Origin of the sequence: Paraburkholderia aromaticivorans (genome assembly GCF_002278075.1) — a bacterium.
In the GTDB taxonomy this organism is placed as follows: domain Bacteria; phylum Pseudomonadota; class Gammaproteobacteria; order Burkholderiales; family Burkholderiaceae; genus Paraburkholderia; species Paraburkholderia aromaticivorans.
In genome coordinates, this window is the sequence record NZ_CP022989.1 from 2820117 (window position 1) to 2843575 (window position 23459).

The following is a 23459-nucleotide window of genomic DNA, read 5'->3' on the forward strand; positions in this document are numbered from 1 at the left end:
TGCCGCGCCAAGGGTTTTCCGGCCCGCAGGGAGTCCCTTTCGGGGACTGCCGCCTCGGGCGGCTGGCGTGAAGCGCCAGGTTTGGGGGCACTCAGTACTTTCAGGGTTTCCACTTCTTTATTTGCAGTCACTGTCCCGACGGCCATGACCTATACCAGCTCAACCGTGCGCGTGCCTGATGTCGCCGCGGTGCCGCGACATATCGCGATCATCATGGACGGCAACGGCCGTTGGGCCACCCAGCGGCGCTTGCCGCGCGTGGCGGGCCATACGCGCGGCGTCGACGCGGTGCGTGCGGCCGTCGAGGCGTGCGCCCGGCAGGGCGTCGAATACCTGACGCTATTCGCTTTCAGCTCGGAAAACTGGCGCCGTCCCAACGACGAAGTATCGTTCCTGATGCGCCTGTTCGTGACCGCGCTGGAGCGCGAGATCGGCAAACTGCACGCCAACGGCATCCGTTTGCGGGTGGTGGGCGATCTGTCGCGCTTCGATATGCGCATCCGCGACCTGATCAAGCGCGCGGAGACCAAGACCGCGCGCAATACCCGTCTGACGCTCACGATCGCCGCGAATTATGGCGGCCGCTGGGACATCATGCAGGCCACTCGTAAGCTCGCCGAGCAGTCGGCGCTGGCGGGCAAGGCGGTCGAGGTGAGCGAGGAATCGTTCGCCGAGCATCTGTCCATGGCTTATGCGCCGGAGCCGGATCTGTTCATCCGCACCGGCGGCGAGCGCCGCGTCAGCAACTTTTTGCTGTGGCAGCTCGCCTACACCGAGTTCTACTTCACCGACACGTTCTGGCCGGATTTCGACGCCGACGCGCTCGGCCACGCCATCGCTTCGTACGCGGAGCGCGAACGCCGCTTCGGCCGCACCAGTGCTCAACTCGAGCCGCAATCGCAAAACGTCGATTCGCTTCCATGCTAAAAACCCGTGTCATCACGGCGATCGTCCTGCTGGCGGTATTCCTGCCGGTCACGCTGTTCGCGCCGGTGGGCGCGTTCGGCGCGCTGATCGCCTTCGTCGTCGTGTTCGCCGCGTGGGAATGGGCGCGCCTGCTGAAGCTGGGCGGCGCGGGGCCGATCGTTTATGCGCTGGTGGCCGCGGTGGCGCTGGTCGCCAGCACGCGGCTCGGCACCGGTATCGAGCAAGCAAGACCGCTCTTTCAGGCGGCGGCGATTTTCTGGGTGATCGCCGGTCCGTTCGTGCTGCTGCGCAAGCCCACGCTCGCGCAGGGCGCCTGGCGCTCCTTTCTGTTTCTTGCCGGCATTGTGGTATTCGTCGCGTGCTGGCATGCTCTCGTCGCCGCGCGCGTGCAAGGCGTGCCGTTCGTGCTGTCATTGCTGCTCCTCGTATGGCTGGCCGATATCGGCGCATACTTCTCTGGAAAAGCATTCGGCAAACACAAGCTGGCGCCTGCCATCAGTCCGGGTAAGACTTGGGAGGGCGCGATCGGCGGCTGGCTGGTGGTGATGATCGTCGCTGCGGCGGCGGTCTTTTTGCATGCGTTCGAGCCGACCCTGTATTCTGCGTTGCTGGCGCATTGGGGCGCCGTGCGCACGTTGCTCGCCCTGACCCTGCTGGTCGCGTTCAGTGTGGTGGGCGACCTGTTCGAATCCATGATGAAACGCCAGGCCGGGGTGAAAGATTCAAGTGGCCTGTTGCCGGGGCACGGTGGCGTGCTCGACCGCATCGACGCATTGTTGCCGGTGCTGCCGCTTGCCATGCTGCTGCTCGGCTAGAGAAAGAGATATGCAAAAACGTCTGACACTGCTCGGTTCCACGGGCTCGATTGGAGACAGCACGCTCGACGTCGTCGCGCGTCATCCCGAGCGTTTTTCGGTTTATGCGTTGAGCGCGCATCGCAACGGCGACAAGCTCGTCGAGCAATGCCTGCGCTTTCAGCCCGAAGTCGCGGTGGTTGGCGACGCCGAGACGGCCGCCGGCGTCGCCGCGAAATTGCGCGAGGCGGGTTGCAAGACCGAGGTCACGTACGGACCGCAGGCGCTCGTCGACGTGTCGAAGAGCGACGGCTGCGATACGGTGGTGGCGGCGATCGTCGGCGCGGCCGGCCTCGCGCCGAGCCTTGCCGCCGCGCGCGCCGGCAAACGGATCCTGCTCGCCAACAAGGAAGCGCTGGTCATGTCCGGCGCGATCTTCATGGACGCGGTGCGCGACAACGGCGCCGTGCTCCTGCCGGTGGACAGCGAGCACAACGCAATTTTCCAATGCCTGCCGCGCGAAGCCGCGCTGCACGGCGGCGTCTCCAAGATCATTCTGACCGCCTCGGGCGGCCCGTTCCGCACCCGCGAACCGGCCACGCTCGTCGACGTCACGCCGGAAGAAGCCTGCAAGCATCCGAACTGGGTCATGGGCCGCAAGATCTCGGTCGACTCGGCCACCATGATGAACAAGGGTCTCGAGGTGATCGAGGCGCATTGGCTGTTCGATCTGCCGGGCGAGCGCATCGACGTGCTGATCCACCCGCAAAGCGTGATTCACTCGCTGGTCTCTTACGCCGACGGTTCGGTGCTCGCGCAACTCGGCAACCCCGACATGCGCACGCCGATCGCGCACGCGCTGGCCTTCCCGGATCGCGTGGATTCGGGCGTCGCGCAGCTCGATCTCGCGCAGATCGCGTCGCTCTCGTTCGAAAAGCCGGATTACGCGCGTTTCCCGTGTCTCGCACTTGCCATGAAGGCGCTGGCCGAGGGTGGTGTGGCGAGCGCGGCCCTGAACGCCGCGAACGAAATCGCGGTGGAAGCGTTCCTGTCGCGTCGGATCGGTTTCATGGCGATTGCCCAGGTGGTCGACGCGGTGCTCAACGCATTGCCGAACCGCAGCGCGCACGCGCTCGAAGACGTGATCGAAGCGGACGCCGCCGCGCGTCGCGCCGCTGCCGAATTCATCGCGCGTCTGCCTGACGGCGCCCGTCGCACGGAACGCGCCGTCCAGTGAGGCGCTCATGAACCTGCTGATCGAATTGCTCGCCTTCGCGGTCGCGATTGGCGTACTCGTGGTCGTCCACGAATACGGGCACTACAGCGTGGCGCGCCTGTGCGGCGTCAAGGTGCTGCGCTTTTCGATCGGCTTCGGCAAGCCGCTGTTCCAGTGGGTGAGCCCGAAAACGGGCACCGAATGGACCATCGCCGCGCTGCCGCTCGGCGGCTACGTGAAGATGCTCGACGAGCGCGAAACCGGCGCCGAGCCGATTCCCGCGGAAGCCTTGCCGAATGCGTTCAACCGGCAGTCCGTGTGGCGCCGGTTTGCGATCGTCGCGGCCGGTCCGGTCGCGAACTTCCTCCTTGCCATCGTGCTGTTCGCGCTGGTCTTCGCCACCGGCGTGACCGAGCCGGCTGCCGTGGTGGCGGCGCCCGCGCCGAATACGCCGGCGGCGCTCGCCGGCTTCGACGGCGGCGAGACGATCGTTGCGGTGCGCGCCGAGAACGCCAGCGAATCCGAGCCGGTGCGCTCATGGTCGGACCTGCGCTGGAAGCTGCTGGGTGCGGCATTCGATCACAAGCGCGTCGTGCTGAGCGCGAAAGACGCACACGGCACGTCGGACTTTCAGCTCGATCTGCGCGGCCTGACCGAGAAAGACGTCGATGACGACTTCATGTCGCATCTCGGTTTCGAGCCTGGTGGTGGCAAGCTGACGGTGGCCGGTGTGCAGCCGGGCAGCGCGGCGCAGAAAGCCGGGCTCGTCGCAGGCGATCGTCTGCGCGCCGTCGACGGCATTCCGACCGACAACGCCACAGCCTTCATCGCTTATGTAAAATCGCACGCCGGCAAACCGGTGACGCTGCAAGTGGAGCGCGGCGGGCCGGCGGCGGCCAGGCTCGAAGACATCGGCCTCGTGCCGCAGTCGCAGCGTGACGAAGCGACGGGCCAGCAGATCGGCCGCATCGGCGCGGAACTGGCCACGCAGGTGCCGTCGATCGACGTGCGTTACGGGCCGCTCGAGAGCCTGCAACTGGGTGCGCGCCGCACGTGGGATCTGGCGGTGTATTCGGTGCGCATGTTCGGCAGGATGATCGTGGGCGAGGCATCGCTGAAGAATCTTTCCGGCCCGGTGACGATCGCCGATTACGCGGGAAAGAGCGCACGTCTAGGTCCTTCTGCATTCCTGTCGTTCCTGGCCCTTGTCAGTATTAGCCTTGGCGTACTGAACCTGTTACCAATTCCGGTATTGGACGGGGGGCATCTGTTATATTATTTGGTTGAAGCTGTTACCGGTAAAGTTGTCTCCGATCGCTGGCAACTCGTTTTTCAGAGGGCGGGTCTCGCCTGCATCGTCGCGTTGTCGGCGATCGCGCTGTTCAACGATCTGGCTCGTTTAATCCATTTTTAAAGTGTTCGGCGGCGTTCACGATGGCGACCGCCCGACCTGATGCAGCTATACACACTGGGGAAGCACGTTGTTTAAACCTCATCGCTTTGTTCCAAAGACGGTTATAGCCGCGGCATTCGCCGCGCATGGGCTGGTTGCTCACGCAACGACGCCCTTCGTGGTGCAAGACATCCGGATCGAGGGATTGCAACGCGTCGAACCTGGTACGGTGTTCGCCTACCTGCCCATCAAGCAAGGCGACACCTTCAGCGACGACAAGGCATCGGAGGCCATTCGCGCCCTGTATGCCACGGGCTTCTTCAACGACGTCAAGATTGCGACCGAAGGCAATGTCGTCGTCGTGCAGGTGCTGGAGCGTCCGGCTATCGGCACGATCGATTTCGCCGGCATTCATGAGTTCGACAAGGAAAACCTGACCAAGGCGCTGCGCGCCGTGGGTCTGTCGCAGGGCCGTTATTACGACAAGGCGCTCGTCGACAAGGCCGAGCAGGAACTGAAGCGCCAATACCTGACGCGCGGCTACTACGCCGCCGAGGTCACCACCACGATCACGCCGATCGACCGCAACCGCGTGTCCGTGCTGTTCTCGGTGGCCGAAGGGCCGAGCGCGAAGATCCGCCAGATCAACTTCATCGGCAACAAGGCGTTCAGCACGGGTACGCTGCGCGACGAAATGCAGTTGTCCACGCCGAACTGGTTCTCGTGGTACACGAAGAACGACCTGTACGCGAAAGACAAGCTCACCGGCGACCTCGAAAACGTCCGCTCGTATTACCTGAACCGCGGCTACCTCGAGTTCAACATCGATTCCACCCAGGTGTCGATCTCGCCGGACAAGAAGGACATGTATCTCACGGTCACGCTGCATGAAGGCGAGCCGTACACGATTTCGAGCATCAAGCTGGCGGGCAATCTGCTCGACCGCGAGCCGGAGCTGGCGAAGCTCATCAAGATCAAACCGGGCGACCGCTTCTCGGCTGAAAAGCTGCAGGCCACCACCAAGGCGATCGTCGACAAGCTGGGCGAATACGGCTATGCGTTCGCCACCGTCAACGCGCAGCCGCAGATCGACCAGTCCAACCACAAGGTGGACCTCACGCTGCAGGTGGACCCGAGCCGCCGCGTGTACGTGCGCCGCATCAACGTGGTGGGCAACACCCGCACGCGTGACGAAGTGGTGCGCCGCGAAATGCGCCAGCTCGAAAGCTCGTGGTTCGATTCGAACCGCCTCGCGCTGTCGAAAGACCGGATCAACCGTCTCGGCTACTTCACGGATGTCGACGTGACCACGGTGCCGGTGGAAGGCACACCCGACCAGGTCGACGTGGACGTCAAGGTGGCCGAAAAGCCGACCGGCGCGATCACGCTGGGCGCGGGCTTCTCGTCGACCGACAAGGTGGTGCTCTCCGCGGGCGTGTCCCAGGACAACGTGTTCGGCTCGGGCACGAGTCTCGCGGTGAACATTAATACCGCGAAGACGTACCGCACGCTGACGGTCACGCAGGTCGATCCGTACTTCACGGTCGACGGCATCAAGCGTATTACCGACGTTTATTACCGTACATATCAGCCGCTGTATTACTCCACGGATTCGAGCTTCAAGATCGTCACGATCGGTGGCGACCTGAAGTTCGGTATTCCGTTCTCCGAAGTGGACACGGTCTACTTTGGCGCCGGCCTCGAGCAGAACCAGCTGGACATCGACGCGAACACGCCGCAAAGCTATATCGACTACGTGCACGAATTCGGCCGCGTGTCGAACAACGTGCCGATCACGGTAGGCTGGTCACGCGACGCGCGTGACAGCGCACTGGTGCCGAGCCGTGGTTACTTCACGCAGGCGAACGCCGAATACGGCACGCCGATCGGCGGCACGCAGTACTACAAGGCCGACATCAACGCGCAGTACTATTATTCGTTCTCGCGCGGGTTCGTGCTGGGCTTCAACTTCCAGGGCGGTTACGGTAACGGCCTCGGCGGCAAGCCTTATCCGATTTTCAAGAACTACTATGCGGGCGGTATCGGTTCGGTGCGGGGCTACGAGCCGAGCTCGCTGGGTCCGCGCGACGCGAAGACGAACGACCCGATCGGCGGCTCGAAGCTGCTGGTGGGTAACGTCGAGTTGACGTTCCCGCTGCCGGGCACGGGTTACGACCGCACGCTGCGTGTCTTCACGTTCCTCGACGCCGGTAACGTGTGGGGCACGGAGGGCAACAGTATCGGCGCCAACGGCCTGCGTTACGGCTATGGTGTCGGTCTGGCGTGGATCTCGCCGATCGGTCCGCTCAAGCTGAGCCTGGGCTTCCCGCTCACGAAGCATACGGGCGACCAGTACCAGAAATTCCAGTTCCAGATCGGGACGGCGTTCTGATCCGGCGGCTGGCGGCTCGGCCAGGAGCGGCTGGCCAAACTACAGTATCGAGAGGATGACTTTGCTAACCGGTATGTTTTCGAAACGTGTGGCGTGCGCGCTGGCGCTGGCAATGACCTTGGGTGTCGGGGTGGCGCATGCGCAGGAGGCAAGGATCGCGGCGGTGAATTCCGACCGGATCCTGCGCGAATCCGCTGCCGCGAAGGCCGCGCAGGTCAAGCTCGAGGCCGAGTTCGCCAAGCGTGACAAGGACCTTGCCGACATGGCGCAGAAGCTGAAGGCGACGTCCGACTCCCTCGACAAGAACGGTGCGTCGATGTCGCCCGCCGATCGCGCGCAGAAGCAGCGCGATCTGTCGCAACTCGACACGGACTTCCAGCGCAAGCAACGTGAGTTTCGCGAGGATCTGAACCAGCGCCGCAACGAAGAACTGGCGGCGGTGCTCGACCGCGCGAACAAGGTGATCAAGCAGATCGCCGAGGCGCAGCACTATGATCTGATCGTTCAGGAAGCGGTGTACGTGAGTCCGCGTATCGATATCACCGATCAGGTGCTCAAGGCCCTGGCGGCGTCGGGTAACTGATCGCGGCAGCCGCTCAGGTGACCCGGCAGCGCAAGATCTCACAAGTTGAACTGAACAGTAGGAGACAGGACAGGCATGGCATTTACGCTCGAGGACATCGTCCAGCGGTTCGGCGGTGAAGTAGTCGGAAATGGTTCGCAGCGCGTCGGCAGTCTCGCGCCGCTCGACCAGGCAGGCCCGGACCAGCTGGCGTTCCTCGCCAATCCGAAGTACCTGTCGCAGGTCGAAACGACCCGTGCGGGCGCGGTGCTGATCAACGCCGACGACCTCGCCAAACTCGCTTCCCGCGAGAATCGTAACTTCATCGTCACGCCGAATCCGTACGCTTACTTTGCGCGCGTCGCGCAAACCTTCATCGACCTCGCCGCACCCAAGGCGGTGCCCGGCGTGCATCCGAGCGCAACCATCGACCCGTCGGCGCAGATTGCCGCGAGCGCGGTGATCGGCCCGCACGTCACGGTGGAAGCGGGCGCGGTGATCGGCGAAAACGTGCGGCTCGACGCCAATGTCGTGGTCGGCCGGGGCACGCGCATCGGCGCGGGCTCGCATCTTTATCCCAATGTCGCGGTGTACTACGGTTGCAAGCTCGGCGAGCGCGTGATCGTGCACGCGGGCGCGGTGATCGGCTCGGACGGTTTCGGCTTCGCGCCGGATTTCGTCGGCGAGGGTGAGGCGCGTACCGGCAGCTGGGTGAAGATTCCGCAGGTCGGCGGCGTGTCCATTGCGGCAGACGTCGAAATCGGTGCGAACACCACGATCGACCGTGGCGCGATGGCCGACACCATCATCGAAGAGTGCGTGAAGATCGACAATCTCGTGCAGATCGGCCACAACTGCAAGGTCGGGGCCTATACGGTGATCGCCGGCTGCGCGGGCATTGCGGGCAGCACGACGATCGGCCGTCATTGCATGATCGGCGGCGCGGTTGGGATCGCCGGGCACGTCACCCTCGCCGACTATGTGATCGTCACCGCGAAGTCAGGCGTCTCGAAGTCGCTGCTGAAGCCTGGTATGTACACCAGTGCCTTCCCGGCCGTGAACCATGCAGACTGGAACAAGAGCGCGGCGTTGCTGCGCAATATCGACAAACTCCGCGATCGTATCAAGGCGCTCGAAAACGCCGCGGCTGAGAAGCAGGGCAGTCCGGCTGCCAATGCCGCAAGCCGTGGCGCAGACGACCAAGCCTGAGAGGTACCAGGGTAAGGTACCAGGTAAGGCACCAGGGTAAGCCACAGCCGACTCGCGCAACAATTCGCCTGGCATTTCGCAGGGCAACCGGCCGGCACCGCGTAAAATAGCGGGCGAGCATCAGGAAGCAAAGTCGGTTGCCGTGACCGGGTGGCACGGCCGCCGGGTCATGGCGAGCGCCGGCAGCATGCGTTATCAACCCACCTGCACCAGCATCCGCAGTCATCATCGCGCAGTCAATGCGTGAGTAGAAACACCATGAGCACCGAAAAAATCAATCTCGACATTCATAAGATTCTCACGCTGCTGCCACATCGTTACCCGATCCTGCTGGTCGACCGGGTGCTCGAACTCGAGCCGCACAAGAGCATCAAAGCGTTGAAGAACGTGTCGATCAACGAACCGTATTTCCAGGGTCATTTCCCGACCCGTCCGGTCATGCCGGGCGTGCTGATTCTCGAAGCGCTCGCGCAAACGGCGGCTCTGCTGACGTTTTCGGAAGAGCCGAGCGACCCGTCGAACACGCTGTATCTGTTCGTCGGCATCGACAACGCGCGTTTCAAGCGCGTGGTGGAACCGGGCGACCAGCTGATCCTGAACTGCACGTTCGAGCGTCATATGCGCGGCATCTGGAAGTTCAAGGCGCGCGCCGAAGTGGATGGCGTGGTAGCGGCGGAAGCCGACCTGATGTGCGCGGTGCGGCACACGGACAAGGACGCTTGACGCTCAAGCCAGTGTCCGGGCGGTCGCGGCGGCGTGACACACGCGCTGCTCGCCCCGCCAGATGCCCATCCAGACAACGCAACAGAATCAGAAGCGAGGACGCATGAGCAGGATTCATCCCACTGCGATCGTCGAACCGGGCGCGCAACTCGACGAATCCGTCGAAGTCGGACCGTATGCCGTGATCGGCGCACATGTGACGATCGGCGCGCGGACCACGATCGGTTCGCACAGCGTGATCGAAGGTCACACCACGCTCGGCGAAGACAACCGGATCGGCCACTACGCATCGGTCGGCGGCCGTCCGCAGGACATGAAGTACAAGGACGAGCCGACCCGGCTCGTGATCGGCAACCGCAACACGATCCGCGAATTCACCACGATCCACACCGGCACGATGCAGGACGCGGGCGTCACCACGCTTGGCGACGACAACTGGATCATGGCGTACGTGCACATCGGGCACGACTGCCACGTCGGCAGCAACGTCATTCTGTCGAGCAATGCGCAGATGGCCGGCCACGTCACGATCGGCGACCACGCGATCGTGGGCGGCATGTCAGGCGTGCATCAGTTCGTGCGCATCGGCGAGCATTCCATGCTGGGCGGCGCGTCGGCGCTGGTGCAGGACATTCCGCCGTTCGTGATCGCCGCCGGCAACAAGGCCGAACCGCATGGCATCAATGTCGAAGGCCTGCGCCGCCGCGGTTTCTCGCCGGACGCGATCTCGGCGCTGCGCGCGGCTTATCGCGTGCTGTACAAGAACGGCCTGTCGCTGGAAGAGGCGAAGGTCCAGTTGCGCGAACTCGCGTCCGCGGGCGGCGACGGTGACGAACCGGTGCAGACGCTGCTCGCGTTCGTCGAAGCGTCGCAGCGCGGCATCATCCGCTAACCGATGGCATTGCAACCCAGTCCACTGCGCGTCGCGATGGTGGCCGGCGAACCGTCCGGCGACCTGCTGGCGGCGTCGCTGCTCGACGGTCTCGCGAGCCGTTTGCCGGCCGGCACCCAGTACTACGGGATCGGCGGGCCACGCATGATCGCCACGGGCTTCGACGCCCACTTCCCGATGGAAAAGCTGTCGGTGCGCGGCTATGTCGAGGCACTGAAGCACATTCCGGGCATTCTCGGCATTCGCAACGAACTGAAGCGCCAACTGCTGGCCGAACCGCCGGCAGTATTCGTCGGCGTGGATGCGCCCGATTTCAACTTCGGTCTCGAGCATCCGTTGCGCGACGCCGGGATCCCGACCGTGCACTTCGTGTGTCCGTCCATCTGGGCATGGCGCGGCGGGCGCATCAAGAAGATCGCCAAGGCGGTCGACCACATGCTGTGCGTGTTTCCGTTCGAAACGGCGCTGCTGGAGAAGGCGGGCGTCGCGGCTTCGTACGTGGGCCATCCGCTTGCCGATGAGATTCCGCTCGTACCGGACACGCTCGGCGCGCGCCGGGCGCTGGGTCTTGCGGAAGAGGGCCCGATCATCGCGGTGCTGCCGGGCAGCCGGCGCTCGGAGATCGATCTGATCGGCCCGACGTTCTTCGCCGCGATGGAGATGATGCAGCACCAGGAGCCCGGTCTGCGCTTCGTGATGCCGGCGGCCACGCCGGCGCTGCGCGAGATGCTGCGGCCGCTGGTGGATTCCCACCCCGGCCTCGCGCTGACGATTACCGACGGCCAGTCGCAACTCGCCATGACCGCGGCTGACGCGATTCTCGTGAAGAGCGGCACCGTGACGCTGGAAGCCGCGCTGCTGAAAAAGCCGATGGTGATCTCGTACAAGGTGCCCTGGCTGACCGGCCAGATCATGCGCCGTCAGGGCTATCTGCCCTACGTCGGTCTGCCGAACATTCTCGCGGGGCGTTTCGTGGTGCCGGAGATCCTGCAGCACTTCGCCACGCCTCAGGCCTTGGCCGAAGCCACGCTGAAACAGTTGCGCGACGAGACCAACCGGCGCACGCTGACAGAAATCTTCACGGAGATGCATCACGTGCTGAAGCAGAATACCGCGCAGCGTGCGGCGGAAGTCGTGGCGGGCGTCATCGAAAAGCGCAGGGCGCGGCCGTGACCAGCGCGCGTGCACCTCGCCGCAAAACCGTTGCCGGAGCGGCGGCGCAGCAGGTCGGCCTGAACTTCGAGACGCCGGACGACATTGTCTGCGGCGTCGACGAAGCCGGGCGCGGGCCGCTGGCCGGCCCGGTCGTGGCCGCGGCGGTGATTTTCGATCCGGCGAAGCCGATGATTCGCGGCCTCGACGATTCCAAAGCGCTGAGCGCGAAAAAGCGTGACGATCTGTACGACAAGATCGTGGACCGGGCGCTTGCTTATTGCATCGCTTCGGCATCGGTGGAAGAAATCGATTCGCTGAACATCCTGCACGCCACCATGCTGGCCATGAAGCGCGCCGTGGAAGGCCTCTCCGTCGTGCCGACGCTCGTGAAAGTCGACGGCAATCGCTGTCCGGCGCTGAGTGTTCGCAGCGAAGCAGTGATCGGCGGCGACGCGCTCGTCAAGAGCATCTCGGCAGCCTCGATTCTTGCCAAGGTCACGCGGGACCGCATGCTGCTCGAATTGCACCAGGCGCATCCGGTCTACGGCTTCAATGCGCATGCCGGTTACGGCACGCCGCAGCATCTCGCGGCGCTGCGTGAACACGGGCCTTGCGAGCATCATCGGCGTTCGTTCGCGCCGGTGCGGGAAGCGCATCTGCGTTTCGGCACGGGGGTGACATTGCCGGCCGGTGACAGGGTCATCATGCCCGGCGCGATGCTCGACGACGACGCCTTCGGCGAACTCAGCGGCGTCTAAGCTGGCACAAGCGCCCCATGGGCGTGACGTGCAGCAGCCTGCCACCGCGCCAACCCTTTCCTCATTCTCACTGTCGTCGCTGCCTGTGAAAGCCATCACCTCGCGGGACAATCCGCTCTACAAACGTCTGAAGGCATTGGCCGGTTCGACGCATCAACAGCGCAAAAGCGGCCACGCGCTGCTCGAAGGGTTTCACCTCGCGAGCGCGTATCTCGACGTCGCCGGGCAGCCGGAAATGTGCATCGTCACCGACGGCGCGTTGCGTCACGACGAAGCCCAGGCGATCGTTTCGCGCATCGAAGATCATCGTGTCGTGACACTGCCGGATGCGCTATTCGGGCAGTTGTCGAATGTCGTGCACGGGGTTGGCATTCTGCTGCTGGTCGACAAGCTCGACACGCCGCTGCCCGATACGGTTGCGCAAACCTGCCTCGTACTCGACGGCGTGCAGGACGCGGGCAACGTCGGCTCGATTTTGCGCAGCGCGGCGGCCGCGGGCATTCAGCAGGTGTTCTGCGCGCCGGGTACGGCGTACGCGTGGTCCTCGAAGGTGCTGCGCTCGGGCATGGGCGCGCATTTCCTGCTGCAGATCCACGAGGACGTGCAAGCGCAGCCGCTGATCGAGCGCCTCGCGGTGCCGATCGTTATTACGGATTCGCACGGCGCCGAGGCGATCTACGATTGCAATCTGAGCGGCCCGCTCGCGTGGGTGTTCGGCAACGAAGGGGCGGGCGTCTCGCAGATCTGGCGCGATGCGGTCTCATTGCGGGTAACGATTCCCCAGCCGGGCGGCATGGAGTCGCTGAATGTGGCGGCCGCGGCGGCCGTGTGCGTGTTCGAGCAGTGCCGCCAGCAGCGCGGGCGTGCTTGACGCGGGCGACACGCGCATTGTTGCGCGTGTTGCTTCTTCAGGCCGTCTCGCTTGCCGGGCGGCTCAATATGCCGGCCGGTCGAGTTTGATTTCCTGCAGGATCGTCGTTGCGATTTCTTCGATCGACTTGTGCGTCGACGACAGCCACTTGATCCCTTCCCGCCGCATCATCGTTTCGGCTTCGTTGATCTCATAGCGGCAATTCTCCGGCGCGGCGTACTTGCTGCCGGGACGGCGCTCGTTGCGAATCTCCGAAAGCCGCTGCGGATCGATCGACAAGCCGAACATCTTCTGCCGATGCGCGAGCAGCGGCGTAGGTAATTTGCCGCGCTCGAAATCTTCCGGAATCAGCGGATAGTTGGCCGCTTTCACGCCATATTGCATGGCCAGATAGAGGCTCGTCGGCGTCTTGCCGCTGCGCGAGACGCCGACCAGAATCACGTCGGCATCCGCCAGGTTGCGGTTGGACTGGCCGTCGTCGTGAGCGAGCGAGAAATTGATCGCCTCGATCCGGTTCTTGTACTCCTCGGTATCCGCGTTCTGGTGGCCGCGGCCCATGGCGTGGCTCGACTTCAGTTCCAGTTCCTGTTCGAGCGGCTCGACGAAGGTCTGAAACATGTCCAGCACGAGCGCATTCGAGCCTTTGACGATCTGATTCGACGCGCTGTCCACCAGCGTCGTGAAGACGATCGGACGGCGACCGTCCTGCTGGATGGCTTCGTTGATCTTTTCGAGCGTGGCGTAGGCCTTTTCCGTCGAGTCGACGAAGGGCACGCGAACCAGGCGGAACTTCTGGTCGAACTGGGAGAGGATCGAATGCGCGAAGGTTTCGGCAGTGATCCCGGTACCGTCGGAGACGATGAATACGGTGGGCGGCATCAGTGGGGCTGGGGAACGTGAGCGCGAAAAAACGCTCGAATGAAACATCGCTGTGTCGGCGCCGCTGCCCGGTGGCTGACCGGAGAGCGCAGCGGCGTGCAACCAGCGCACCGTGGGCACCGCAACTGCGCCCGGATGGCGGCGGGGCCTCGCAAAGGCCCGTCAGCCGGTCCGGGGCGCGATTCGAGGCGCAATTCTCGTCCGACTGTCACATTTTCAAAGTCGGCACGGTAGAATAGCGGCAACCTGTTGGATAAGCAATTGCAGGCGATTGGCGTCTAACTCACCCCGAACGGTCGGTCAACGCCTCGCTTTTGACCGGTATTTTAGTCGCCATGTTGCGGCGAACGTGGTGGATCGATCGGTAAATTCGTCCATTCGCGTTCTTCGTCGCGCATCAGTGCATCCGGTGCGTCGGGCGATTGGCGGCGATTGCTTCTCCAACAGGTTGTGCAAGACGCGAGGTCACGCTCCCAATGGGCGTCTCGCGTCCAAGCCCACTTGCACAACCGTGAATTTCTTTCACACTTAGGGGCTTGTATGACTAACGCAGTTACCGTCGCAAAGGATAAGGCGTATGTAGTTCCGTTCGAGCAGTTGCGGATGACCGATGTGGAGATTGTCGGCGGCAAGAACGCGTCGCTTGGCGAGATGATCAGTCAGCTCGCCGAAGCCGGCGTGCGCGTGCCGACCGGTTTCGCCACCACGGCGCTGGCTTTCCGTGACTTTCTGAATCACAACAATCTGACTGAACGCATCGCCAAACGTCTCGAAACGCTCGACGTCGACGACGTGAAGGCGCTCGCCGAAGCGGGCAAGGAGATCCGTCAATGGATCGTCGAGGCGCCGCTGCAGCCGCAACTCGAGGCTGATATCCGTGCGGGCTTCGACACCCTGCAAAACAGCTCGCCTGAAGAGCTGTCCTTTGCCGTGCGTTCTTCGGCAACGGCGGAAGACTTGCCGGACGCATCGTTCGCGGGCCAGCAGGAGAGCTACCTCAACGTGGTCGGCATCGACGACGTGCTCGATCGCATGAAGCACGTGTTCGCGTCGCTATACAACGACCGCGCTATCTCCTATCGCGTCCATAAGGGCTTCACCCACGCTGAAGTCGCGTTGTCGGCGGGCGTGCAGCGCATGGTGCGCTCGGACGTCGGCGCGGCCGGCGTGATGTTCACGCTGGACACCGAATCGGGCTTCAAGGACGCCGTGTTCATCACGTCGAGCTACGGTCTGGGCGAAACCGTCGTGCAAGGCGCGGTGAATCCGGACGAGTTCTACGTCTACAAGACCACGCTCGCTCAAGGCAAGTACCCGATCATCCGTCGTTCCATCGGCTCGAAGCTGATCAAGATGGAATTCACCAAGGCGGGCGAAGAAGGCCGCGTGAAGACCGTCGACGTCGCGCACGAGCAGCGCAACCGCTTCTCGATCACGGACGAAGACGTGATCGAGCTGGCTAAGTACGCCGTCATCATCGAAAAGCACTACGAGCGTCCGATGGACATCGAGTGGGGCAAAGACGGCCGCGACGGCAAGATCTTCATTCTGCAGGCGCGTCCGGAAACAGTGAAGAGCCAGGCGGCGGGCAAGGCCGAGCAGCGCTTCAAGCTGAAGGGTCAATCGAACGTGCTGGCCACGGGCCGCGCGATCGGTCAGAAGATCGGCGCGGGTCCGGTGCGCGTGATTCACGATCCGTCGGAAATGGATCGTGTGCAGCCGGGCGACGTGCTGGTCGCCGACATGACCGACCCGAACTGGGAGCCGGTCATGAAGCGTGCATCGGCGATCGTCACGAATCGCGGCGGCCGTACCTGTCACGCGGCGATCATCGCGCGTGAACTGGGCGTGCCGGCGGTGGTCGGCTGCGGCGACGCGACCGACGTGCTGAAGGAAGGCGCGCTGGTCACCGTGTCGTGCGCGGAAGGCGACGAAGGCAAGATCTACGACGGCCTTCTGGAAACCGAAATCACCGAAGTGCAGCGCGGCGAACTGCCGCCGATTCCGGTGAAGATCATGATGAACGTCGGCAACCCGCAACTGGCCTTCGACTTCTCGCAGCTGCCGAACGCAGGCGTGGGTCTGGCGCGGCTCGAGTTCATCATCAACAACAACATCGGCGTTCACCCGAAGGCGATTCTCGAATACCCGAACATCGATCAGGACCTGAAGAAGGCGGTGGAAAGCGTTGCTCGTGGTCATGCATCGCCGCGCGCGTTCTACGTCGACAAGCTGACCGAAGGCATCGCCACGATCGCGGCGGCGTTCTATCCGAAGCCCGTGATCGTGCGTCTGTCCGACTTCAAGTCGAACGAGTACAAGAAGCTGATCGGCGGTTCGCGCTACGAGCCGGACGAAGAAAACCCGATGCTGGGTTTCCGTGGCGCGTCGCGCTACATCGCCGACGACTTCGCCGAAGCGTTCCAGATGGAATGCATCGCGCTGAAGAGGGTGCGCGAAGAGATGGGCCTCGACAACGTCGAGATCATGGTCCCGTTCGTGCGCACGCTGAAGCAGGCGGAGCGCGTGGTCGGGCTGCTGGCCAAGTACGGCCTGAAGCGCGGCGAGAATGGCCTGCGCCTGATCATGATGTGCGAAGTGCCGTCGAATGCGATCCTCGCTGAAGAATTCCTGCAGTTCTTCGACGGCTTCTCGATCGGCTCGAACGACCTGACGCAGCTCACGCTCGGCCTCGACCGCGACTCCGGCATGGAACTGCTGGCAGTCGACTTCGACGAACGCGATCCGGCGGTCAAGTTCCTGTTGAAGCGCGCGATTGAAACCTGCCTGCGACTGGACAAGTACGTCGGTATCTGCGGTCAGGGCCCGTCGGATCACCCGGACTTCGCGCAGTGGCTGACCGACGAAGGCATCAAGTCGATCTCGCTGAATCCGGATACGATCATCGAAACGTGGCAGCAGCTGGCTAAGTCGACGAAGTAATGCGAGCGGCATGCCGTTTTCAGGCGGCATGCATAACGCGCGGCGCGGTATTTCAAACGTGCGCCCCAATGCACGTTAAACCGTACTGCGCCGCCCGTTGAAATGCCCCCGCTTCGTGCTATAAACACCCCGGTAGATCCGGGGTGTTTTGCTTTGTGGAGGTCGACGTGGCGCCAGGTGGATTGTTCTGGTGGATCGGGGCGGGCGTGCTGGTCGTGCTGGAATTGCTCAGCGGCACGTTCTATCTGCTGATGATCGCGCTGGGCTGTGTGGCGGCCGCTATCGCGCATCTCCTGGGCGCCGCAGCCGACGTGCAGTTCGCGGCCGCGGCCGTGGTGGCGCTGGCGGCGGTCCTGCTGCTCAGGCGTTCGCGGTTTGGCCGCAGAACGCGCAAGGAGGCGTCGCGCAACCCGGACGTCAATCTCGACATCGGCCAGACGCTCACGGTGCCGGCCTGGCACGAGCGCAGGGCGCGCGTCAATTATCGCGGCGCGGCATGGGATGTCGAACTGGCCGCGGGCGAACCTGAAGACGCACAGCTCTACGAAATCACGGAATTGCGCGGCAGTTGCCTCGTCGTCGTGGCGGCCCGCCATTCGACCAAACGGGCCACCACGGCCTGAGTCTTCTCGCAGCACACACAACTATTCCAACCAGGGACCGGAGGACAGTAATGGATTCGACCATCGTGGGGGCGGTGCTTCTGATCATCGTGATCGTACTGGCGGCGCAGACCATCAAGATCGTGCCGCAGCAGCATGCGTGGGTTCTGGAGCGGCTTGGCCGCTATCACCGTACGCTGACGCCGGGTTTGAGCTTTGCGTTTCCGTTTGTCGACCGGATTGCCTATAAGCACATTCTCAAGGAAATTCCGCTCGAGGTGCCGAGCCAGGTCTGTATCACGCGCGACAACACCCAGCTGCAGGTGGACGGCGTGCTGTACTTTCAGGTCACCGATCCCATGAAGGCCTCGTACGGATCGAGCAACTTCGTGTTCGCGATCACGCAGTTGTCGCAGACCACGCTGCGCTCGGTCATCGGCAAGCTCGAACTGGACAAGACTTTCGAGGAGCGCGACTTCATCAACCACAGCATCGTCTCGTCGCTCGATGAAGCGGCCTCGAACTGGGGCGTGAAGGTGCTGCGCTACGAGATCAAGGACCTGACGCCGCCCAAGGAGATTCTGCACGCGATGCAGGCGCAGATTACCGCCGAGCGGGAAAAGCGCGCGTTGATCGCCGCTTCGGAAGGGCGCAAGCAGGAGCAGATCAACATCGCGTCCGGCGGCCGTGAGGCGGCGATCCAGAAGTCGGAGGGCGAGCGGCAGGCGGCGATCAATCAGGCGCAGGGTCAGGCATCGGCGATTCTGGCCGTGGCCGAAGCGAACTCGCAGGCGATTCAGAAGATTGCAGCGGCGATTCAGTCGAATGGCGGGATGGAAGCGGTCAATCTCAAGGTGGCCGAACAATATGTGAACGCGTTCGGCAATCTGGCGAAGCAGGGCACCACGCTGATCGTGCCGGGCAACCTTGCCGACATGAGTTCGATGATCGCTTCGGCGCTGACGATCGTGAACAAAGGGAAGGGTGCGGCTGAGATGCGCTGAGCGTCGTACCACTGCGCACAGTGGGTGGCGCTGAGGCCAGCGCACCGCTGCGCATGTCGCGCAGAACCCGCCGGATGCGCTTTAACCTGTTGAAAAGAAGAATGGCCCGCGAAGTCCGCGGGCCATTTTCGCTTGAGCGCTCACGGGCCGGGTTGTGCGCCGCCTGTGAGTCGATTCCGGCGCGTTGGTGGCAAACGAGGCGCGACATATCCGCGCAGCGCCGGCCGCCGATCCGATCAGCCGAATCCATCCGTCAACTCGGCGAGCGCATCAAGCGCGCCTTCTCGCGTTCCCAATCGCGCTTCTTCTCCGTCTCGCGCTTATCGTGCTGCTTCTTGCCTTTGGCCAGACCGATCTCACATTTGACGCGGCCGCCTTTGTAGTGGAAGTTCAGCGGCACGAGCGTGTACCCGCGCTGCTCGACCTTGCCGATCAGCTTGCTGATCTCTTCGCTATGCAGAAGCAGCTTGCGCGTGCGCACCGGGTCGGGGTTGATATGGGTCGAGGCTTCGGGCAGCGGGCTGATGTGCGTGCCGATCAGGAACAGTTCGTTATTGCGGATCACCACATAACCTTCCTTGATCTGGCCGCGCCCGGCGCGCAGCGCCTTGACCTCCCATCCTTCGAGCACGAGCCCTGCTTCATAGCGTTCTTCGACCGAGTAGTCGTAGAAGGCTTTTCTGTTGTCGATGATGCTCATGAATGGAAAGTGCCCAACTCGTTTAAAATCACGATTTTAGCAAAGCGGGGCAAGGAAAGCCCGCTGCGCTCGTCCACCCTTGCCACGCGCTGTTCAATTTATGGCAGATGTCCAGAAAACCGTGTTGATCCGCCATTCGGCGGAACAGATGTTCGACCTCGTCACCGACGTCGCCGATTACCCCAACTTCCTGCCTTGGTGCGGGGGAGTCGAAATTCGCCGGCAGGACGAAACCGGCATGGAGGCGAAGATCGATATCAACTTCAAGGGCATCAAGCAGCATTTCGCCACGCGCAACAGTATGGAGCGGCCCACGCGCATCGACATGGAATTCGCGGACGGCCCGTTTCGCAAATTCACCGGCTTCTGGCGCTTCACACCGTTGCGCGCCGACGCCTGCAAGATCGAATTCGCGCTGCACTACGAATTCACCAACATCATTCTCGAGAAGATCATTGGTCCGGTGTTCAGTCACATCGCGAATACCTTCGTCGAATCGTTCGTGAAGCGCGCCGACCAGCGCTACGGTAAGGCATGAGCGCGCGCTTGTCGATTGAAGTCTGCTACGCGTCGCCCGGCGAGCAGGCGCTGATCGCCGTGGAACTACCGGAAGGCGCCACGCTGCAGCAGGCGCTGGACGCGAGCGGCATCCTGAAGCGTTTCCCGCAGATCGATCTTGGCACGCAGAAGGTGGGCGTATTCGGCAAGCTCAAACCGCTCGACGCGGTGCTCGCCGACCACGATCGGGTGGAGATTTACCGGCCGCTGCTGGTCGATCCCAAGGTGTCGCGTCAACGCCGCGTCGAGAAGACCCGCAAGGCTGGCTCGATCGAAGGGCGGCGCTGGCAGAACAAGGATTCGCGGTAGGGGGAGTGCGGTCAGGGTGCGGGAAGCCGCGCGGCCAGTTGACACGTGAGGCGTGGTGATGGGGCAGCGAAGCCGTGCGTCAGGCAATGCCGGGCGCGCCCGGTCTCAAGGAGCCGACACTTGCGGCTTGTCCTTGATTGGTGTCGTTGCGGACGTATCGTCGTCGGCATGCTGGCGCACCGACCAGCACACGCCGGCCACCAGCAGCAGAATGGCCGCCAGTTCCGGCGGGCGCGGCAGTCGCTGGTCGTAAATGAACGCGTAAAGCAGCGCGAAAAGCGTCTCGAACACGATCATCTGGCCGGACAGCGTCAGCGGCAGCCGTTTCGACGCGGCGTTCCACAGCCCGTTGCCGAGCCACGATGCGCCGATCGCGAGGCCCAGATTGAGCAGCCAGAAGGTGTGCCAGCGGCCGTCGGCCAACTCGTCTTGCGGGCCGCCCGACGGCAGCACGGCGATCACGAGCCACAGCGCGGCGCCGAGCGCGCCTGTCACGACACCCCAAAGAACCGACCACTCATTGCCGCTGAAATGCGTCTGGCGCTGCAGATAGCGGGCGTTTTCGACCGCGAACCACGTCCAGCAGCCCAGCGCGCCGACCGCGCAGGCCAGTCCGAGCAGTTTGGTGGCGACGCTCACCGGCGTGCTGTCCGCCACCGTAAACACGTCGATGTTGATGCAGGCGATGCCCGCCATCACCATCGCCAGCGGCCAGGCGAGGCGGGCGAGCGGCACCGCGCCGTGATCGCGCCGGCCGAGCAGCGTCACCGTGACGGGCAGCACGCCGACGATCAGCGAGGCCGGCGCGATGCCGATCAGGTGCACGGCCGTCGTCAGCAGCAGGTAATAGAGCAGGTTGCCGGCCAGCGCCAGCTTCACGAGCGCGCCGAGATCCTCGCGGGTCAGGCGTTTGACGAGCGAGCGCGCCATGGGCAGCGCGGCGGCCAGCGAGACCGCGCCGTACATGGTGTAGCGGCCGGCGCTCAGCAGCAGCGGCGAAAAATCGGGCAGCACGCGCGGCACCAGAAACACCATGCCCCATAGGGCTCCGGCCAGAACTCCATAAGCCACGCCACGCTGCATCGACTGCTCCTGCAAGAAAAACTGGAATGGTCGGCAGAATAGCGGGTTGGCGGCCCCGGCGTCTTGTTCGATTCTGCATTCGGACCCGGCGACGCCTTGCTGCACCCGAACGCGCAAACGAAACCGGATCGAACCCGAGGCGAACAGCCAAGCGAAATCCAGGCGGCCCGATCACGCGAAAAAACGACCTGAAATTCGCTAAGCTGCTGTTAGTGCAGTGAAAACCAGGGAGGTATCGCGTATAATTCGCTTTTGCGCCTATAGGATTTGCCATGCGTCTGATCCAAACAGCACTCACGTTCGATGACGTGCTCCTCGTCCCGGCTTTCTCCGATGTTCTGCCGCGCGACACCAGCCTCAAGACCCGGCTGACCCGCAACATCTCCCTGAATATGCCGCTCGTGTCCGCCGCCATGGACACGGTCACCGAAGCCCGCCTCGCCATCGCCATGGCGCAAATGGGTGGCGTGGGCATCATCCACAAGAACCTCACGGCTACCGAACAGGCGCGTGAAGTCGCCAAGGTGAAGCGTTTCGAGTCGGGTGTCGTGCGCGATCCGATCACCGTGCCGCCGCAAATGAAGGTGCGCGACGTGATCGCGCTGTCGCGCCAGCATGGCATTTCGGGTTTCCCGGTTGTCGAAGGCGCGCAACTGGTGGGGATCGTCACCAACCGTGACCTGCGCTTCGAAGAGCGTCTGGACGAGCCGGTGCGCAACATCATGACGCCGCGCGAGCGCCTCGTCACCGTCAAGGAAGGCACGCCGCTCGCCGAAGCCAAGGCGCTGATGCACAGCCACCGCCTCGAGCGCGTGCTGGTGATCAACGACGCATTCGAACTGCGCGGCCTGATGACCGTCAAGGACATCACCAAGCAGACCGAACACCCGGACGCGTGTAAAGACGAACATGGCAAGTTGCGCGCAGGCGCGGCGGTCGGTGTGGGCGCAGATAACGAAGAGCGCGTCGAGCTGCTGGTGCAGGCGGGCGTCGACGTGATCGTCGTGGATACCGCGCACGGCCACAGCCAGGGCGTGCTCGAGCGCGTCAAGTGGGTCAAGCAGAACTTCCCGCACGTCGAAGTGATCGGCGGCAACATCGCCACCGCGGCGGCCGCCAAGGCGCTCGTCGAATACGGCGCGGACGGCGTGAAGGTCGGTATCGGCCCGGGCTCGATCTGCACGACGCGGATCGTCGCGGGCGTGGGCGTGCCGCAGGTCACGGCGATCTCGAACGTTTCCGAAGCGCTGAAGGGCACGGGTGTGCCGGTCATCGCCGACGGCGGCGTGCGTTTCTCCGGCGACGTCAGCAAGGCGCTGGCCGCCGGCGCGAATGCCGTGATGATGGGCAGCATGTTCGCCGGCACCGAAGAAGCGCCGGGCGACGTGTTCCTGTTCCAGGGCCGTCAGTACAAGTCGTACCGTGGCATGGGCTCGGTCGGCGCGATGAAAGACGGCGCGGCCGATCGCTACTTCCAGGACAACTCCGCGAACATCGACAAGCTGGTGCCGGAAGGTATCGAAGGCCGCGTCGCCTACAAGGGCTCGGTCAACGCGATCCTGTTCCAGCTGATCGGCGGCGTGCGCGCCAGCATGGGCTATTGCGGCTGCCGCACCATCGCCGAGATGAACGACAAGGCCGAGTTCGTGCAGATCACGGGCGCGGGCTTGCGTGAGTCGCATGTGCATGATGTGCAGATCACCAAGGAAGCACCCAACTACCACGTGGACTAAACGCCAATGAAGCCATTGCTGCGCGGTGTACTCATCCTCGATGCCTTGCTGTTGCTTGCGTTCGGCCTGCTGTTTCTGCTGACGCCGTGGACTTCGTTGTACAACGCGCTGCTTCTGGTGCAGACCCAGCCGGCTCTGGTCGGCCAGGGGTTTGGCGTGGCGCTGATCGGGCTTGCGTGGCTGGCCTTGCACGCGTCGATCGACGGAGCGCTGACGTCCTCGGTCGCGCGGGTGGTCGGCCATGTGAACTGGCTGACCGGCGTGCTGATGCTGGTCTGGCTGCTCGGCCTGCATACGCCGGCGCTGACCGGTTTCGGTCAGATCGTCGCGGTGCTGACGGGTGTCGTGCTGCTGGTGATCGGTCTGGGTGGCGTGCGTTTGTCGGGCGCGGTGCGGCGGCGCGAGAAAGTGCGGCTGGTCGAAGCCGCCGCCGCTGAACGCGCCGAAAAGCAGGCTGTCAAAGACGCGGCAAAAGACGCGGCCAACCGCCGCGAGCCGGGCCGCGTGACAGCGGGCTTTCCGGTGTATCGCGCCGAGCCGGTCGTTGAGCCCGTCATGCCGGTTACGCGGCCTCTCGATTCCGCCAGTCCTGTCGCGGCGCCGCTTCACCCCGTGGCCGACGAAGCCGGCCTGACGGCCTCCGAACGCGCAGCGCGGGCAGAAGCCGCGGCCGCGCGTGACGAAGCCCGCGATGGCGCCGCCAACGCGCCCCGGCCGCCGCTTCATGGCTGAGGCGTCGCGCGCCACGCCGTCCGC

The 23459-nt window shown here is 63.7% G+C and carries 22 protein-coding genes; 19 read left to right on the forward strand and 3 right to left on the reverse strand.

Translation table 11 applies throughout. The features are described from left to right. Nucleotides 1-144: 144 nt before the first annotated feature. The 12 genes from uppS to CJU94_RS12940 all read left to right on the forward strand — a co-directional run bounded on the left by uppS (nt 145) and on the right by CJU94_RS12940 (nt 12892). Complete coding sequence (gene uppS / locus CJU94_RS12885; RefSeq protein WP_095418999.1) at nt 145-927, forward strand: polyprenyl diphosphate synthase; 783 nt, start codon at nt 145-147, stop codon at nt 925-927. Next, the gene (locus CJU94_RS12890; RefSeq protein ID WP_095419000.1) at nt 921-1742 is read left to right on the forward strand and encodes a phosphatidate cytidylyltransferase; all 822 of its coding nucleotides are present in this window, start codon (nt 921-923) and stop codon (nt 1740-1742) included. The genes uppS and CJU94_RS12890 overlap by 7 nt, the downstream gene beginning before the upstream one ends. Before the next feature lie 10 nt (nt 1743-1752). Then, the gene (locus tag CJU94_RS12895) at nt 1753-2958 is read left to right on the forward strand and encodes a 1-deoxy-D-xylulose-5-phosphate reductoisomerase (protein WP_095419001.1); all 1206 of its coding nucleotides are present in this window, start codon (nt 1753-1755) and stop codon (nt 2956-2958) included. A 7-nt stretch (nt 2959-2965) separates the two neighbouring features. Then, nucleotides 2966-4351 (forward strand): RIP metalloprotease RseP, encoded by a 1386-nt coding sequence (rseP, locus tag CJU94_RS12900; RefSeq protein ID WP_095419002.1) that lies wholly within the window; start codon nt 2966-2968, stop codon nt 4349-4351. A gap of 67 nt (nt 4352-4418) precedes the next feature. Further along, nucleotides 4419-6722 carry an outer membrane protein assembly factor BamA gene (gene bamA, locus CJU94_RS12905; protein WP_095419003.1) on the forward strand — a complete coding sequence of 768 codons (2304 nt, stop codon included), beginning with the start codon at nt 4419-4421 and terminating at the stop codon, nt 6720-6722. Between the two features lie 61 nt (nt 6723-6783). Beyond that, entirely contained in the window at nt 6784-7305 is a 522-nt protein-coding gene (locus tag CJU94_RS12910; RefSeq protein WP_208645366.1) for an OmpH/Skp family outer membrane protein, read from the forward strand. Nucleotides 7306-7380: 75 nt separating this feature from the next. Next, nucleotides 7381-8493, forward strand: coding sequence for a UDP-3-O-(3-hydroxymyristoyl)glucosamine N-acyltransferase (lpxD, locus tag CJU94_RS12915; RefSeq protein WP_095419005.1), 1113 nt, complete (start codon nt 7381-7383; stop codon nt 8491-8493). A gap of 258 nt (nt 8494-8751) precedes the next feature. Next, complete coding sequence (fabZ, locus tag CJU94_RS12920; RefSeq protein WP_006048683.1) at nt 8752-9216, forward strand: 3-hydroxyacyl-ACP dehydratase FabZ; 465 nt, start codon at nt 8752-8754, stop codon at nt 9214-9216. Between the two features lie 103 nt (nt 9217-9319). Next, a complete protein-coding gene (lpxA, locus tag CJU94_RS12925; RefSeq protein ID WP_095419006.1) occupies nt 9320-10108 on the forward strand; it encodes an acyl-ACP--UDP-N-acetylglucosamine O-acyltransferase in 789 nt (262 codons plus the stop codon). A 3-nt stretch (nt 10109-10111) separates the two neighbouring features. Further along, complete coding sequence (gene lpxB, locus CJU94_RS12930) at nt 10112-11281, forward strand: lipid-A-disaccharide synthase (RefSeq protein ID WP_095419007.1); 1170 nt, start codon at nt 10112-10114, stop codon at nt 11279-11281. Then, complete coding sequence (gene rnhB, locus CJU94_RS12935; RefSeq protein ID WP_095419008.1) at nt 11278-12021, forward strand: ribonuclease HII; 744 nt, start codon at nt 11278-11280, stop codon at nt 12019-12021. The genes lpxB and rnhB overlap by 4 nt, the downstream gene beginning before the upstream one ends. A gap of 85 nt (nt 12022-12106) precedes the next feature. Further along, nucleotides 12107-12892 (forward strand): TrmH family RNA methyltransferase, encoded by a 786-nt coding sequence (locus tag CJU94_RS12940; RefSeq protein WP_095420335.1) that lies wholly within the window; start codon nt 12107-12109, stop codon nt 12890-12892. Between the two features lie 63 nt (nt 12893-12955). On the opposite strand, the gene ppsR is transcribed toward CJU94_RS12940, so the two are convergent. Next, on the reverse strand, nt 12956-13771 hold the full coding sequence (gene ppsR / locus CJU94_RS12945) for a posphoenolpyruvate synthetase regulatory kinase/phosphorylase PpsR (RefSeq protein ID WP_091793354.1): 816 nt from the start codon (nt 13769-13771) through the stop codon (nt 12956-12958). 540 nt (nt 13772-14311) lie between these two features. Here ppsR and ppsA point away from each other — a divergent pair. The 3 genes from ppsA (at nt 14312) to CJU94_RS12960 (ending at nt 18320) form a co-directional block, all read left to right on the forward strand. Beyond that, the gene (gene ppsA / locus CJU94_RS12950) at nt 14312-16714 is read left to right on the forward strand and encodes a phosphoenolpyruvate synthase (protein ID WP_095419009.1); all 2403 of its coding nucleotides are present in this window, start codon (nt 14312-14314) and stop codon (nt 16712-16714) included. A 167-nt stretch (nt 16715-16881) separates the two neighbouring features. Next, nucleotides 16882-17337: an NfeD family protein gene (locus CJU94_RS12955; RefSeq protein WP_095419010.1), complete on the forward strand. Its 456-nt coding sequence runs from the start codon at nt 16882-16884 to the stop codon at nt 17335-17337. 50 nt (nt 17338-17387) lie between these two features. Beyond that, nucleotides 17388-18320 (forward strand): SPFH domain-containing protein, encoded by a 933-nt coding sequence (locus CJU94_RS12960; RefSeq protein ID WP_095419011.1) that lies wholly within the window; start codon nt 17388-17390, stop codon nt 18318-18320. A gap of 253 nt (nt 18321-18573) precedes the next feature. Here CJU94_RS12960 and smpB read toward each other — a convergent pair whose 3' ends face one another. After that, nucleotides 18574-19020: an SsrA-binding protein SmpB gene (gene smpB / locus CJU94_RS12965; protein WP_007181451.1), complete on the reverse strand. Its 447-nt coding sequence runs from the start codon at nt 19018-19020 to the stop codon at nt 18574-18576. Nucleotides 19021-19120: 100 nt separating this feature from the next. Between smpB and CJU94_RS12970 the strand changes: the two genes are divergently transcribed. After that, entirely contained in the window at nt 19121-19558 is a 438-nt protein-coding gene (locus tag CJU94_RS12970) for a type II toxin-antitoxin system RatA family toxin (protein WP_028199353.1), read from the forward strand. Next, nucleotides 19555-19887, forward strand: coding sequence for an RnfH family protein (locus CJU94_RS12975; protein WP_095419012.1), 333 nt, complete (start codon nt 19555-19557; stop codon nt 19885-19887). The genes CJU94_RS12970 and CJU94_RS12975 overlap by 4 nt, the downstream gene beginning before the upstream one ends. Before the next feature lie 105 nt (nt 19888-19992). Here CJU94_RS12975 and CJU94_RS12980 read toward each other — a convergent pair whose 3' ends face one another. Beyond that, entirely contained in the window at nt 19993-20970 is a 978-nt protein-coding gene (locus tag CJU94_RS12980) for a DMT family transporter (RefSeq protein ID WP_095419013.1), read from the reverse strand. Nucleotides 20971-21242: 272 nt separating this feature from the next. Here CJU94_RS12980 and guaB point away from each other — a divergent pair, with 272 nt between their 5' ends. Beyond that, the gene (guaB, locus tag CJU94_RS12985; RefSeq protein WP_095419014.1) at nt 21243-22703 is read left to right on the forward strand and encodes an IMP dehydrogenase; all 1461 of its coding nucleotides are present in this window, start codon (nt 21243-21245) and stop codon (nt 22701-22703) included. A 6-nt stretch (nt 22704-22709) separates the two neighbouring features. Beyond that, nucleotides 22710-23435 (forward strand): hypothetical protein, encoded by a 726-nt coding sequence (locus CJU94_RS12990; protein ID WP_095419015.1) that lies wholly within the window; start codon nt 22710-22712, stop codon nt 23433-23435. Nucleotides 23436-23459: the final 24 nt, after the last annotated feature.

Coding starts and splice junctions, on each gene's coding strand:
- uppS (WP_095418999.1), top strand. CDS start 145: ATGACCTATACCAGCTCAACCGTGCGCGTGCCTGATGTCGCCGCGGTG.
- CJU94_RS12890 (WP_095419000.1), top strand. CDS start 921: ATGCTAAAAACCCGTGTCATCACGGCGATCGTCCTGCTGGCGGTATTC.
- CJU94_RS12895 (WP_095419001.1), top strand. CDS start 1,753: ATGCAAAAACGTCTGACACTGCTCGGTTCCACGGGCTCGATTGGAGAC.
- rseP (WP_095419002.1), top strand. CDS start 2,966: ATGAACCTGCTGATCGAATTGCTCGCCTTCGCGGTCGCGATTGGCGTA.
- lpxD (WP_095419005.1), top strand. CDS start 7,381: ATGGCATTTACGCTCGAGGACATCGTCCAGCGGTTCGGCGGTGAAGTA.
- fabZ (WP_006048683.1), top strand. CDS start 8,752: ATGAGCACCGAAAAAATCAATCTCGACATTCATAAGATTCTCACGCTG.
- lpxA (WP_095419006.1), top strand. CDS start 9,320: ATGAGCAGGATTCATCCCACTGCGATCGTCGAACCGGGCGCGCAACTC.
- lpxB (WP_095419007.1), top strand. CDS start 10,112: ATGGCATTGCAACCCAGTCCACTGCGCGTCGCGATGGTGGCCGGCGAA.
- ppsR (WP_091793354.1), bottom strand. CDS start 13,771: ATGCCGCCCACCGTATTCATCGTCTCCGACGGTACCGGGATCACTGCC.
- ppsA (WP_095419009.1), top strand. CDS start 14,312: ATGACTAACGCAGTTACCGTCGCAAAGGATAAGGCGTATGTAGTTCCG.
- CJU94_RS12960 (WP_095419011.1), top strand. CDS start 17,388: ATGGATTCGACCATCGTGGGGGCGGTGCTTCTGATCATCGTGATCGTA.
- smpB (WP_007181451.1), bottom strand. CDS start 19,020: ATGAGCATCATCGACAACAGAAAAGCCTTCTACGACTACTCGGTCGAA.
- CJU94_RS12970 (WP_028199353.1), top strand. CDS start 19,121: ATGGCAGATGTCCAGAAAACCGTGTTGATCCGCCATTCGGCGGAACAG.
- CJU94_RS12975 (WP_095419012.1), top strand. CDS start 19,555: ATGAGCGCGCGCTTGTCGATTGAAGTCTGCTACGCGTCGCCCGGCGAG.
- CJU94_RS12980 (WP_095419013.1), bottom strand. CDS start 20,970: ATGCAGCGTGGCGTGGCTTATGGAGTTCTGGCCGGAGCCCTATGGGGC.
- guaB (WP_095419014.1), top strand. CDS start 21,243: ATGCGTCTGATCCAAACAGCACTCACGTTCGATGACGTGCTCCTCGTC.
- CJU94_RS12990 (WP_095419015.1), top strand. CDS start 22,710: ATGAAGCCATTGCTGCGCGGTGTACTCATCCTCGATGCCTTGCTGTTG.